Consider the following 14947-nt stretch of genomic DNA (forward strand, 5'->3'; position numbering starts at 1 on the left):
ATGAATTTACCAGTACATGAGTTTGACGCCGTAGTTATAGGCGCCGGTGGTGCAGGTATGCGTGCTGCACTTCAGATATCACAGTCAAATAAAACGTGCGCATTATTGTCTAAAGTATTTCCGACTCGTTCACACACCGTGTCAGCCCAAGGCGGAATTACGGTTGCGTTAGGCAATTCCCATGAAGATAACTGGGAATGGCATATGTACGATACCGTAAAAGGCTCTGATTATATTGGTGATCAGGAAGCCATTGAGTACATGTGCAAAAACGGCCCTGAAGCCATTGTTGAAATGGAAAACATGGGCCTGCCTTTTTCCCGTTTTGAAAACGGTAAGGTTTACCAACGTCCGTTCGGTGGACAGTCGAAGAACTTCGGGGGCGAGCAGGCTGCACGAACTGCCGCTGCTGCTGACCGTACTGGTCATGCTTTACTGCATTTGTTGTATCAGCAAAACGTAAAAAACAACACTACGGTATTTAGCGAATGGTACGCTCTTGATTTGGTAAAAAATCAGGATGGCGAAGTTGTAGGGTGTACCGCCATAGATATCGAAAGTGGCCAGGTGGTTTATTTTAAATCTCGTGCTGTTGTTCTGGCAACGGGGGGAGCGGGACGCATATTTGCATCTACGACAAACGCCCATATTAATACTGGTGACGGCGTGGGTATGGCTCTTCGTGCGGGCGTATCCATGCAGGATATGGAAATGTGGCAATTCCATCCCACTGGTATTGCAGGTGCTGGCACCTTGGTTACTGAGGGTTGTCGAGGCGAGGGTGGTTATCTGCTAAATAAAGATGGTGAACGCTTCATGGAGCGTTATGCTCCTAATGCTAAAGATTTGGCAGGTCGTGATGTTGTAGCTCGTTCCATGATGACAGAAATTCGTGAAGGCAGGGGTTGTGATGGCCCGTGGGGTACCCATCTTAAGTTGAAGCTCGATCATTTGGGTAAAGACGTACTTGAATCTCGTCTACCCGGTATTCTTGAGCTTTCGCGCACTTTTGCGCACGTAGATCCTGTGAAAGAGCCAATTCCCGTTATACCGACTTGTCACTATATGATGGGCGGTATACCTACTAACGTTCATGGTCAAGCGTTACGCGTGGACGAGAACGGCCAGGATGTAGTGGTAAAAGGTTTATTTGCTTGTGGTGAGATTGCGTGTGTATCTGTGCACGGCGCCAATCGCCTGGGTGGAAACTCGTTACTCGATTTGGTGGTATTTGGTCGCGCAACTGGCTTGCATCTGGGCGAAACGCTTAGCGAAATGGCCCCAACTCGTGATGCGTCAAACTCTGACATTGAAGCAGCTATGTCTCGATTTAATCGCTGGGAAGGGTCCGAGAAGGGCAAGGGAGAAGATCCTGTTCAGATCAAAAAGGATATGCAGGAATGCATGCAGCTTAATTTTTCAGTGTTTCGTGAAGGCGATTCCATGGCAGATGGCCTCACCCAGCTAAAAGAAATTCGTGAAAGATTGCAACATGCGCGCTTAGACGATAAGAGTCAGGATTTCAACACGCAACGTATTGAGTGCCTTGAGTTGGATAATTTGATGGAAACAGCCTATTGTACAGCCGTTGCCGCAAACTTTAGAACGGAAAGTCGCGGCGCGCACAGTCGGTTTGATTATCCAGATCGAGATGACGACAACTGGTTGTGCCACTCCATTTATCGGCCTGAGTCTGAATCAATGCGTAAACGTGAGGTCAATATGGCGCCGAAGTTACGGGAAGCGTTTCCACCTAAAGTGCGTTCGTATTAAAAGAGGTAAAAATCATGCAAATGTTTTTTTCGATTTATCGCTATAATCCAGATGTTGATAACGCGCCACGAATGCAGGACTATGCGCTGGAAGTGGAAGAAGGTCAGGATATGATGGTGCTAGATGCACTGATAGCATTAAAAGAGCAGGATCCATCGTTATCATTTCGTCGTTCATGCCGCGAGGGAGTCTGTGGTTCTGACGGTATGAATTTAAATGGGAAAAATGGTCTAGCTTGTATTACTCCCCTTTCTGCACTGGGTAAAGGCAAGATTGTAATTCGTCCGCTTCCTGGTTTACCGGTTATTCGCGACTTAGTTGTGGATATGACCCAGTTCTTTAAGCAATACGAAAAAGTTAAGCCGTTTCTAATTAATGATCACAAGCAGCCTCCTGCAGGAGAAAACCTGCAATCTCCTGAAGAGCGGGCTAAGCTTGATGGATTATATGAATGTATTCTCTGTGCCTGTTGCTCAAGCTCATGCCCATCGTTTTGGTGGAATCCAGAAAAGTTTATCGGTCCTGCGGGTTTGCTTCATGCGTATCGTTTCATAGCGGATACTCGCGACACAGCAACAGAAGAGCGTTTAAACGACCTTGATGATGCATTTAGCGTTTTCCGCTGTCATAGTATCATGAATTGTGTGAGTGTTTGTCCGAAAGGATTAAACCCGACAAAAGCTATCGGCCATATCAAGTCGCTGCTTTTGCAACGGGCTGTTTAGTACTATTTTCTGCGAAATATTGTATTGCAGATAGTAATGCTTTAAATGGCCATCCATCCGGGATGGCTATTTTTTTTATATGCGGGCTAAATGGTTGGTTCTGAAATCAATAACGGTCATAATAGACGCTCGTGTTATTTAGTTCATAAAACGTAGCAAGGCACAATAATGCAAGAAAGCGTGATGAAAGCGTGGTGGGATTCTTCACATATGGCTGGCGCAAATGCAGCTTATGTTGAACAATTGTACGAGGCGTACCTTGAAGATCCCCAAAGCGTGTCCGATTCCTGGCGCCAAGTTTTCGATAGCCTACCTAAGGTCGATGGCGTTGAGTTAGAAAGCAACCACTCCACTATCCGGGAGCAGTTTAAAAAACTCGCTGCCTTGGGGCCCGCCGCCAGAATGAGTAGTACGCCAGCCTCTAATAGTGCTGCGGTTTCTGATGAACGTCAGGTTAAAGTGTTGCAGTTGATCAACGCCTATCGTTTTCGAGGCCATCAGCATGCGAATCTCGATCCCTTGGGCCTGTGGAAGCAACCTCGCGTACGCGATTTGGAATTAAGCCACCACAATTTATCGGAAGATGATTTTGACTCCATCTTCAACGTCGGATCTTATGCGATTGGCAAAGACACCATGTCGTTGGGTGAATTATTTAAATCGCTGAACCGAACCTACTGCGGTTCTATCGGTGCAGAATATATGCATATCACCGATACCGAACAAAAGCGTTGGCTACAACAGCGTATCGAGTCGGTGCAATCGAAGCCTGAAGTAGCGAAAGAAGAAAAACTTGCGCTGCTAAAAGGTTTGACCGCTGCAGATGGAATGGAAAAGTATCTGGGCGCGAAATTTACTGGCGCTAAGCGTTTTTCGCTTGAAGGCGGTGATGCACTCATCCCCATGCTTAAAGGCTTGATTACAGAAGCAGGCGTCGTGGGTACGAAAGAAGTCGTTATCGGTATGGCACACCGTGGGCGTCTTAATGTTCTTGTGAACGTATTAGGTAAAAATCCTTCTGTACTGTTTGATGAGTTTTCAGGTAAGCATGATAATACGCTGGGCTCAGGTGACGTAAAATATCATGCAGGATTTTCATCTGACTTTGCGACTCCTGGCGGCAACGTTCACTTGGCGCTGGCATTTAACCCCTCTCATTTGGAAATTGTTAATCCAGTAGTCATGGGCTCTGTTCGTGCTCGAATGGATCGCCGCAGTAACGATTCCCACAAAGTATTACCAATCACCCTTCACGGTGATTCGGCCATTGCCGGACAGGGCGTGGTGCAAGAAACGTTTAACATGTCGCAAACTCGTGGTTTTGCCGTTGGCGGAACCGTGCGCATCGTTATAAACAATCAGGTAGGTTTCACTACATCTAAACTGGAAGATACCCGTTCTACCCAGTATTGTACCGATATTGCGAAAATGGTACAGGCTCCCATCTTTCATGTTAATTCCGACGATCCAGAAGCGGTACAATTTGTAACCAAGCTGGCATTGGATTATCGAAATAAGTTCAAAAGAGATGTTGTCATCGACCTGGTTTGCTACCGTCGCCATGGCCATAATGAAGCCGACGAACCAAACGCAACACAGCCTTTGATGTATCAGAAAATTCAGAAGCATCCGGTTCCCCGTCAGTTGTATGCAGATCAGCTAATTGCTGAGGGTGTTATCAAAGAGCAGGATGCCCAGAAACTTATTGATGATTATCGTGCCGCACTAGATCATGGCGCTTGTGTGGTTGATGAGTGGCGTCCAATGACAGAACATTCCGTAGACTGGACCCCCTATATTGGCCATGACTGGGATGCGCCGTATGACGGCAAAGTGAGCGTTGATAAACTTAAAGAATTAGGTGAGAGAATCACCAGCTATCCAGAAGGCGTGAAGCTCCAGTCTCGTGTAAATAAGCTATATCAAGATCGTAAAGCGATGATGACTGGTGAGAAGAAGCTCGATTGGGGTATGGCCGAGACATTGGCTTACGCTACTATTGTCGATATTGGTAATGATATTCGGATGACTGGCCAGGATTCTGGTCGTGGAACCTTCTTCCACCGTCATGCAGTTTTACATAATCAAACCGATGGCAGCACCTTTATCCCCTTGCAGCATGTGAGAGAAGGACAGGGTGATATCGAGATTTACGATTCGGTCCTATCTGAAGAAGCCGTCATGGCATTTGAGTACGGTTTCGCCACTGCTGAGCCTTCATGTTTGACAATTTGGGAAGCGCAGTTTGGTGACTTCGCAAACGGCGCGCAAGTCGTATTCGACCAGTTTTTAAGTTCCGGCGAAGCAAAATGGGGGCGTCTGTGTGGTTTGACCGTGTTATTGCCCCACGGATATGAAGGGCAGGGACCAGAGCATAGTTCTGCGCGACTTGAGCGATTCCTCCAATTATGTGCTGATCACAACTGGCAAGTCTGTGTACCATCTACACCTGCCCAGGTATTTAATATGTTGCGGCGCCAGGTTATCAGACCAATGCGGAAGCCGTTGATCGTGATGTCTCCCAAGTCGTTATTGCGGCATCCGTTAGCCACTTCTACATTAGAAGAATTAGCTGAAGGTGTATTTCATAACGTCATTGGTGAAATAGATGATCTGAATCCTTCTGAGGTTAAGCGCGTAGTAATGTGTTCAGGAAAAGTTTACTACGACTTACTTGATCAACGTCGTAAAAATGAGCAAACCGATGTGGCGATCATACGTTTAGAGCAACTTTATCCTTTCCCGCAGGAAGAATGCGCGAAAATCGTTGCTAATTACAGTCACGTAAAAGATTGGGTTTGGTGTCAGGAAGAGCCGCAGAATCAGGGTGCGTGGTATTCCAGTCAGCACCATTTCTGGCAAGCCATTCCTGAAGGCGCCCATTTGACCTATGCAGGTCGTGAAGCTTCAGCTTCGCCTGCGGTTGGCTATGTTTCCGTTCACAACCAGCAACAGAAGGCCCTGGTTGAAGACGCACTCACTATTAAATAAGGAACAAAGATGACAATAGAGATAAAAGTTCCGGTCTTACCTGAGTCAGTTGCCGATGCCACCATTGCAACCTGGCATGTGAAGGCCGGTGACACAGTTAAGCGCGATCAGAACCTGGTTGATATTGAAACAGATAAAGTCGTTCTGGAAGTTGTTGCTCCTGCCGACGGCGTTGTTGGTGAAATTCTTGATGAAGAAGGCGCTACTGTTTTAGGTGAGCAAGTGATTGCTAAATTACAAGAAGGTGGTAAGGCAGCATCGGCCTCATCAGACAATACGTCTTCCAAAGAAGAACCTAAAACTGCTTCCCATGAAAAGGTAGAGGCTACTACATCTAACGAAAGTGCTTCTGGTAAAACTAGTGAAGTAAAAGTTCCTGTTCTGCCTGAATCTGTCGCTGATGCCACTATTGCCACTTGGCATGTTCAGCCTGGTGAAACGGTAAAACGTGATCAAAACCTGGTGGATATTGAAACCGATAAAGTGGTGTTAGAGGTCGTTGCGCCTGCTGATGGTTCTATTAGCGAAATTCTTGCAGAAGAAGGCGCAACAGTTACCGCTGAAGAAGTCATTGCAAAGTTTGTTGAAGGTGCATCCTCAGGCGCTTCTGCACAAGCACAAGTGAAATCCGATTCTACGGATGCAGACGATAGCGACAGCAGCGACGCACTTAGCCCTTCTGTTCGCCGTTTATTGTCTGAAAAAGGGATTGACGCAAACAAAATTAAAGGAACAGGCAAAAACGGCCGTATTACCAAAGAAGACGTTGAGCAGTATTTGAAATCCGATAGCGATGCGAAGAAAACGGCTTCTGCCCCAGCTAAAGATAGCGGTGATTCACTGCCAACGGGTGAACGTACGGAAAAACGCGTTCCTATGACTCGTTTGCGTAAGACCATCGCGACGCGCCTCCTAGAAGCAAAAAATTCTACCGCGATGCTTACCACATTCAACGAAGTTAACATGAAACCTATCATGGAACTTCGTAAGCAATATCAGGAAAGCTTTGAAAAACGTCACGGTATTCGTTTAGGCTTTATGTCCTTTTACGTCAAAGCAGTGACAGAAGCCCTGAAACGTTTCCCTGATGTCAATGCCTCTATTGATGGCGACGATATTTGTTATCATAACTATTTCGATATTTCTATTGCCGTATCTACTCCTCGCGGTTTGGTTACACCAGTATTGAAAGATACCGATACTTTGGGAATGGCAGGTATTGAAAAAGGCATTAAAGATCTCGCCATTAAAGGCCGTGATGGCAAACTTGCTATGGCTGACCTGCAGGGTGGGAACTTTACTATTACTAACGGTGGTGTGTTTGGTTCACTGATGTCGACGCCGATCATCAATCCACCACAAAGCGCAATTTTAGGTATGCATAAAATTCAAGACCGTCCAATGGCAGTGGATGGCAAAGTTGAAATTTTACCTATGATGTATTTAGCGCTGTCTTATGACCATCGTATTGTTGATGGCAAAGAATCGGTGGGCTTTCTGGTAACTGTAAAAGAGATGCTGGAAGATCCGACACGTCTGTTGCTGGACGTATAAGATTCTATTTCAAAAAATTGTGTGCGGATAGATGCTTTGGTTTTCCAGAGCATTTATCAATCACAGCGCTGGTATTTATCCTATAATATCAGCCAAGCTAATCAAGTCGCGGACCGCGGCTTTTGTCTTACTAAAAATCGGATAGAAACACCATGAATTTGCATGAATACCAAGGTAAGCAGCTATTCAAAGAATACGGTTTACCTGTTTCTGAAGGATACGCAACTGATTCTCCTGAAGAAGCTGCAGAAGCAGCGGACCGCATTGGCGGCGGAGAATGGGTGGTAAAATGTCAGGTCCACGCAGGTGGACGCGGTAAAGCCGGCGGCGTCAAACTCGTGAAGACTAAAGATGAAATTCGCGCGTTTGCAGAAAAATGGCTTGGCAAAAATTTGGTGACCTTTCAGACTGACGAAAAAGGTCAGCCGGTCAGCAAAATTCTGGTAGAGTCTTGCACCGATATCGCCAATGAACTCTACCTTGGTGCTGTTGTTGATCGCGCATCACGTCGTGTCGTTTTCATGGCTTCTACAGAAGGTGGAGTCGAAATTGAAACGGTAGCGGAAGAGACACCAGAAAAAATCCTAAAAGCTGAAATCGATCCTATCGTTGGCCCTCAACCTTACCAAGCGCGCGAAATGGCGTTTAAACTTGGGTTAGAAGGCGTTCAGGTTAAGCAGTTTACGCAAATTTTCCTGGGTCTTGCAAAGATGTTCGAAGATTTGGACTTAGCATTAATCGAAATCAACCCGCTCGTAATTAAAGCTGATGGTAATCTTCATTGCTTAGATGCCAAGTTAGGTGTTGATGGCAACGCGCTTTATCGCCAGAAGAAAGTAAAAGAAATGCATGATCCTTCACAGGAAGATGCTCGTGAAGCTCATGCTGCTGCTTTTGAACTTAACTATGTGGCATTAGATGGAAACGTCGGTTGTATGGTTAATGGTGCGGGTCTGGCTATGGGAACGATGGATATCGTTAACCTGCATGGTGGCAAACCTGCTAACTTCCTTGACGTTGGTGGCGGTGCGACCAAAGAACGTGTTGCTGAAGCTTTCAAAATTATTCTTTCTGATGCCAATGTTAAAGCGGTATTGGTAAACATCTTTGGCGGCATTGTTCGTTGTGACATGATTGCTGAAGGCATTATCGGTGCTGTGAAAGAAGTTGGTGTAAATGTACCTGTAGTTGTTCGTCTTGAAGGTACTAATGCTGAGCTAGGTCGTAAAGTTCTAGCTGACTCAGGTTTGGATATTATCGCTGCAAGCAGTCTTACAGACGCAGCTCAGCAAGTTGTTAAAGCTGCGGAGGGCAAATAATGTCAGTACTAATAAATAAAGATACCAAAGTTATCTGTCAGGGATTTACTGGCGGGCAAGGTACTTTTCATTCTGAACAAGCAATTGAATACGGTACGCAAATGGTTGGCGGCGTAACACCTGGAAAAGGTGGCACAACCCATTTAGGCCTTCCGGTATTTAATACCGTGCGTGAAGCAGTAGAGGCAACTGGTGCAACAGCAACGGTTATCTATGTACCAGCACCATTCTGCAAAGATTCAATTGTAGAAGCTGCAGATGCCGGTATCGAATTAATTGTTTGTATTACGGAAGGCATTCCTACCCTGGATATGCTGTATGTAAAAGAGTACGTAAACGCGAAAGGCGTGCGGATGATTGGTCCGAACTGTCCCGGTGTAATCACTCCGGGTGAATGTAAAATCGGTATCATGCCTGGTCATATTCATAAGCCCGGAAAAGTGGGTATTGTATCCCGTTCTGGTACATTGACTTATGAAGCAGTAAAGCAAACCACAGATGAAGGTTTCGGACAATCTACTTGCGTAGGTATTGGTGGCGATCCTATTCCAGGTTCTAACTTTATCGATATCTTGAAAATGTTTCAGGAAGATCCGAAGACTGAAGCGATTGTTATGATTGGTGAAATCGGCGGCACAGCTGAAGAAGAAGCAGCTGCGTTTATCAAAGAAAATGTCACCAAACCGGTCGTATCTTATATTGCTGGTGTAACAGCTCCTCCTGGGAAGCGTATGGGTCATGCTGGTGCAATTATAGCTGGCGGTAAGGGTACGGCTGACGATAAATTTGCTGCACTTGAGTCTGCAGGCGTAAAAACAGTACGTTCACTGGCTGATATCGGTAAAGCACTACGCGAAGCTACTGGCTGGTAGTAATAATTATCGATTTTTATCTTATAAGCCGTTCGGGGTTAATATCTGGCAGGTAGCCGAACCATCCGAATGATAATGCTTTTTAGGATTTCAAAATCCGATATCAGAGTTACTGATATCGGATTTTTTCGTTTCTCTTCCCAAGCATAAAAAATCTTTACAAATTATGTCTCACTCAGCCAGAGCTTTCCCATTTGTTGATAAAGAAGACATAGATCATTTGGATAGCTCCAAGGTAAATCCGACTGATGGGATTTGAAGAAGCAGGGCACCTGGGCCAGCAGAACTTTTCTGCGTTACATGATTTCGAATGGCGTAAATACTACGCAAGTAAACGTCTCGAACTGCAAAGCTCGGTTTTTTCTGAGTTGACTACTTTTCTTTGCTGATCTAAATGCGGTTCTCGCTACCATTGGTGTCGAAAGCTATATTCGAAACATCCTCCACAAAGTGAATGGTGAGCATTAAGAATTAAGTCTATGAAGTTTTAGCTGCGATGAACGTAAGGTGTCTTCACCGCGTTATCAGTTCACGTAGATCCAACACCAGTGCACGCTGTCTCGGTTAACACTGTAAATTAGAAGAACAAGCAGATACCAACAGCAATCGGTCGGAGACGCTAGCGCAACTTCTTTGCTAACTCTCCACTTAAAATTGCGCAAACGGCTTCTCAGCTTTTCTTGCTGTTACCGGGGTAAATAATGATCCGCCTTAATCTGTGCTCATTCAGCGCGAGAAATTTTCAACTTTTGACTAACCGATTTCGCCAAGATTTTGCCTGGCTGAATCGAATGCAATTGACGCAGCTCTAAGCTGAAAAAGCCCCGCCCGAAGGAAGATAGAGGAATTTACTCTTCTATGTGATCTGCTTTTACCTTCTGGCCGTTCTGAGTCCGCTGAGTTAACATTTGCCGGCAAGCCAGGGGCAGTAAAATTAGCTACTAACTGGTTTCCATTTGCTAAATTTTACGTTGAATCAACTTTATATACGGCATTTAGACGATACCAGATGCACTAACAATAGCTCCTAGAGAAGATTTTCACCCTCTGCATCTGTTAAACAGTCGTCATTTCTTTTTGAAATCAACTTATGCAATAAGTGTTAACGGTTATGTTCAATGTTAACTAGATGTTTTTTAAATTTTATGAATACGTATGCAGGGAATTGAGCTTATAGGACCTTAAGGATAGGATTCAAGATGATGACATGTGCCGTTACTAAATTGTCAAAAGAAGAATATGTGACGGTTTTCAGATATTAATGGGACACCAAGATGACACAATTTAAACCAAGCTTAATTAAAGTTGCCATGATTACCAGTGGCTTTGCCTTTTGTGCTGTACCTGTAATTGCACAAGAAAATTCGGCCGATCAAGTTGATGAAAATATGGTCGAGGTAATTCAGGTTTCCGGTATCCGCGGTAGCCTTCAGCGTGCGCAAGCAATAAAAATGGACAATTCCTCCATTGTCGAAGCAATATCTGCCGAAGACATTGGTAAACTCCCGGACACCAGTATCGCTGAGTCACTTTCTCGCTTACCTGGTTTAGCTGGGGAGCGTCGCAACGGCCGTACGTCTGGTATTTCCGTCCGCGGATTCAACGAAAACTATGTTGGCACCACACTTAACGGTCGCGAATTGCTAGGTATGGGCGATAACCGCGGCGTCGAATTTGACCTTTACCCCACGGAAATTATTTCTAACATTCTGGTTTATAAAACGCCAGAAGCTGGCATGACAACACAAAATATTGGCGGTTCCATCGACCTGCAAACGGTGCGTCCATTATCTGCAAAGCAGAATTTTACCGTCAACGGCACTTTTGAGAAAAACAGTGAAGATTCCGCAAATCCGGATATGGACAACGATGGGCATCGGCTATCTTTTAACTATGTGGATCAGTTTGCCGACGATACTCTAGGGCTTGCATTGACATTTGCATCGATGGAATCGCCACGGCAGGAACAACAATCGCGACTGTGGGGCTATCCAACAGCCAATCCAGCCAATGCCGCTGAAGGTGTAACGGTCCCAGAAGATACGGTTATTCTAGGCGGCCATGATTCATTTGCACGTTCTGCTATGCTGGAAAGAGATTCATTAGCGGCTGTAGTGCAGTGGGCACCAAATGATAAATTAAATGTGCAAGTAGATGCGCTCTATATTGATTTTGAAGAAAGCGATGTGCGTCGTGGTCTGGAAGAAGGTGGCCCTGAATGGGGAGGCGTAGCATATACTATTACTGAAGTAGAAGATGGTCTGGTTACAGCTGGATATTTTGACGATTATTACAGTGTCATCCGCAACGACGCCAGACGGCAGGATTCTGATCTCACCACCGTCGGAATGAATGTTGAATATATTTTAAACGATTCCTGGACCCTTGCGGGCGATATTTCCTCAGGTAAAGTGGATAAAAGTATTGTCGATGTAGAAAGTTATTCAGGGGTAGGGCGTGCTGGCGTAGAGGGTCGTCCGTATACCGCTCGCTCCTGGGAAATGACCTCAACTGGCGTGATGTATAGCGATCATCCCACCATTGCCCCAGTAGACTTAACCAATCCAGACCTGATCCGTGTCGCCGGTCCCCAAGCCTGGGGTGCACCTATTTACGAGGGCGACGAACAACTGTACTTTGCTGATCAGCAAGACGGCTTTGTCAATAGGCCAAGATTTGAAGAAGAGCTGACCACTTATCGTCTCTCAGTAGATGGTTTTGTAGAATGGGGTATCTTTACTGGCCTTGAAGCAGGAGTGGTATATTCGGACCGTAGCAAAAGCAAAGTAAACAATGGCGCTTACCTTACTTCGCCGTCTTACCCTGACGCTGATGCCATTCCAGACGTTTTAGGTGTAGTACCACTGGATTTTATAGGCATTGAAGGCGTACTTGCGTACGATTCCCTCGGCCTGTACAACAGCGGCTATTATAGCGAATTAGATGCTAAGCTGGTCCAGAACGATCGTCTCGGCGATACTTATACCGTTGATGAAAAGCTAACTACCCTTTATACCAAGCTTGATTTAGATACCGAATTCAGTGGTATCTATTTGCGTGGTAACTTCGGTCTGCAAGTGGTACGCGCTGATCAGGAGTCATTTGGTTATAGCACTTATTCTAACGCGGATGGTATGACGGTAGCCACGCCAGTGTCAGGAGGCACAGACTATACGGATGTCTTGCCTACCATGAATCTGAACGCAGAAGTGGCGGAAAACCAGTTTGTCCGTCTGGCAATGAGCAAAGTCATTTCCCGGCCACGAATGGATGATATGCGTCCTAATGCGCAGGTTACCTTTGCCTTTAATGATAACCAGATCACCAGTGGTGATATCGAAAACAGCCCTTGGGGCGGTAGTTCAGGTAACGCAGAGTTAAAACCTTTAGAAGCGAACCAGTTTGACTTGGCGTATGAAAACTACTTTGCGGATACCGGCTACGTGTCAGTGGCTTTTTTCTATAAGGATATTAAAAACTGGCACCGTAGCAATGCGGTAGTTGAGGATTTTTCCGAGTTCTATATACCTGAATTGCACCAATCCTCTACTGGTCAAGCACCGATATTGATGCAAGGTTCGGTAACCACCACAATGGATGGATTTGAAGGTTTCGTTCGAGGTTGGGAGTTACAGGGCAGCTTGCCGGGTGAACTTATTCATGAGTCTCTTGAAGGATTCGGGGTGTTTGCCAGTGCTACCTTTATGGATGGCGAAGCCGACGCAGCGCCGGGAACAGAAGAAAACCGGATTCCTGGCTTATCTGAAGAGAACTACAGTCTGACGTTTTTCTACGAAAGCAATGGCTTCGAAATTCGTCTTGCCGGTACGAAACGTAGTGAATATCTAACCGAAGAGCGGGGCGTAAGTCTGGCGCTAACGGATGCGACAAAACAAGGTGGTACTCTGTGGGATGCGCAAATTGGTTATGATTTCTCTGAATCTGGCATTGAGTCTCTCGATGGTTTACGAGTAACGCTGCAGGCACAAAACATTACCGACGAGGATGATATCCAAGCCTCAGAGGCCGATGGGCGCCAAGTGACTATGTATCAATCCTACGGTGCCAACTATTTGCTGGGCTTTAATTATTCATTTTAGTCTGAATGGTAAGCGCCGGACAGGCTAATTCGTTCGGTTAAATAGAGATATCTACCCAAAGCCACTACTATGTCATAGCAGTGGCTTTTTTTTGGAAAATAAATATGCGTCAAATTCAGAAAGTGGTGATATTAGGAGGCGGCACCGCCGGCTGGATGTCAGCCGCACTGATGAAAAAAGTACTAGGCGATACGGTTTCTATCACGTTAATAGAGTCTGATGAAATTGGTACTGTAGGGGTTGGCGAAGCAACAATTCCACCGATAAGGCTCGTTAATAATGTACTTGGGCTAAATGAATCTGAATTTTTAAAAGAAACCAAAGCTACCATAAAGCTGGCGATCAGATTCGAAAACTGGAAGAGACCGGGCGAATCTTACTTTCATACCTTCGGTGTCCCGGGAAAGAGTATGGCGTTCTGTCATTTTCATCACGTATTGGCGCGGGGGCAAAAGCTCGGTGTTGAGGATGATTTGTGGGCTTACGATCTTAATTACCATTGCGCGGTAGCCGGAAAGTTTGCGCAGATAAATAGCCAGGATCCTATAATGGAAATGCCTTTCGCTTATCATTTTGATGCTGGTTTATATGCACAATTTTTAAGAAAAATCAGCGAAAAGGCAGGAGTAAAGCGGATAGAAGGAAAGGTCCAACAGGTATTAAGAGGTCAGAATGGTGATATTTCTGCTTTGGTGCTGGAAAATAGCAGAAAAATAGATGGTGAGATTTTTATTGACTGCTCTGGCTTTAAAGGATTACTTATTGAGCAAACCCTCGGGACTGGCTTCGACGACTGGTCCCACTGGCTGCCTTGCGACAGCGCTATTGCTGTACCTTCAGAGCACCATCAACAGACCGTTCCCTACACCCGTTCCATTGCGCATAAAGCTGGCTGGCAGTGGCAAATACCGTTACAGCATCGCAACGGCAATGGACATGTGTTTTGTTCCAGATACATCACCGACGAGGAAGCGCGGTCTGTACTAATGGAGAACTTAGAGACCAAAGCCCTCGCTGAACCCAGGCTAATTCGTTTTACCACGGGAAGGCGGCGTCGTCAGTGGAACCGGAATGTGGTTGCCATTGGCTTGTCCAGTGGGTTTCTGGAACCGCTGGAATCCACGAGCATCCACCTTATTCAGTCAGGTATTGTCAGGCTACTGCAACTGTTTCCCCAGCACGACATTAAGCCCGCCATGGTTGAAGAATATAATCGCCAATCTCAGTTGGAATTCGAGCAAATCAGAGACTTCTTAGTGCTTCACTACTATTTAAATGAACGAGAAGAAGATTTCTGGAATGACATGCGACACGTACAGGTGCCCGAGTTATTGGCGCACAAAATCGCGTTGTTTAAAGAAAATGGAAAGCTATTCCGAGAGCAAAATGACTTGTTTCTTGAAAGCTCCTGGTTACAGGTCATGGTCGGACAGGGTATTAAACCTCAGGAATACCATCCGCTGGTTAACACATTACCTGATGCTGCTATTATTAAAATGCTCACCCAACTAAAGGCAAAGAAGCTAGAACCTGTCTTCCATTTGCCTAGCCATGATGATTATATTCGGCATATGCTTAGCAGATAATCTATCTTTGTGATCGGCTCAGGCTTC

General features: G+C 45.6%; 8 protein-coding genes. All 8 read left to right on the top strand.

Features of this window, described 5'->3' with window-relative positions; all coding sequences use genetic code 11:
* The 8 genes from sdhA to CA267_RS18080 all read left to right on the top strand — a co-directional run bounded on the left by sdhA (position 1) and on the right by CA267_RS18080 (position 14920).
* Positions 1-1773 carry a succinate dehydrogenase flavoprotein subunit gene (gene sdhA, locus CA267_RS18045; RefSeq protein ID WP_075609498.1) on the top strand — a complete coding sequence of 591 codons (1773 nt, stop codon included), beginning with the start codon at positions 1-3 and terminating at the stop codon, positions 1771-1773.
* A 14-nt stretch (positions 1774-1787) separates the two neighbouring features.
* Positions 1788-2498, top strand: coding sequence for a succinate dehydrogenase iron-sulfur subunit (locus CA267_RS18050; RefSeq protein WP_075609497.1), 711 nt, complete (start codon positions 1788-1790; stop codon positions 2496-2498).
* A gap of 168 nt (positions 2499-2666) precedes the next feature.
* Positions 2667-5489, top strand: coding sequence for a 2-oxoglutarate dehydrogenase E1 component (sucA, locus tag CA267_RS18055; RefSeq protein ID WP_075609496.1), 2823 nt, complete (start codon positions 2667-2669; stop codon positions 5487-5489).
* A gap of 9 nt (positions 5490-5498) precedes the next feature.
* Positions 5499-7043, top strand: coding sequence for a 2-oxoglutarate dehydrogenase complex dihydrolipoyllysine-residue succinyltransferase (odhB, locus tag CA267_RS18060; RefSeq protein ID WP_075609495.1), 1545 nt, complete (start codon positions 5499-5501; stop codon positions 7041-7043).
* A 152-nt stretch (positions 7044-7195) separates the two neighbouring features.
* Positions 7196-8362 carry an ADP-forming succinate--CoA ligase subunit beta gene (gene sucC / locus CA267_RS18065; RefSeq protein ID WP_075609494.1) on the top strand — a complete coding sequence of 389 codons (1167 nt, stop codon included), beginning with the start codon at positions 7196-7198 and terminating at the stop codon, positions 8360-8362.
* Positions 8362-9234 (top strand): succinate--CoA ligase subunit alpha, encoded by an 873-nt coding sequence (gene sucD / locus CA267_RS18070; RefSeq protein WP_075609493.1) that lies wholly within the window; start codon positions 8362-8364, stop codon positions 9232-9234. The genes sucC and sucD overlap by 1 nt, the downstream gene beginning before the upstream one ends.
* A 1274-nt stretch (positions 9235-10508) precedes the next feature.
* Positions 10509-13334, top strand: a complete 2826-nt coding sequence (locus CA267_RS18075) for a TonB-dependent receptor (RefSeq protein WP_075609492.1) — start codon at positions 10509-10511, stop codon at positions 13332-13334.
* A 104-nt stretch (positions 13335-13438) separates the two neighbouring features.
* A complete protein-coding gene (locus CA267_RS18080) occupies positions 13439-14920 on the top strand; it encodes a tryptophan halogenase family protein (protein ID WP_075609491.1) in 1482 nt (493 codons plus the stop codon).
* The last annotated feature ends 27 nt before the right edge of the window (positions 14921-14947 follow it).

Source organism: Alteromonas pelagimontana (genome assembly GCF_002499975.2).
GTDB lineage: Bacteria > Pseudomonadota > Gammaproteobacteria > Enterobacterales > Alteromonadaceae > Alteromonas > Alteromonas pelagimontana.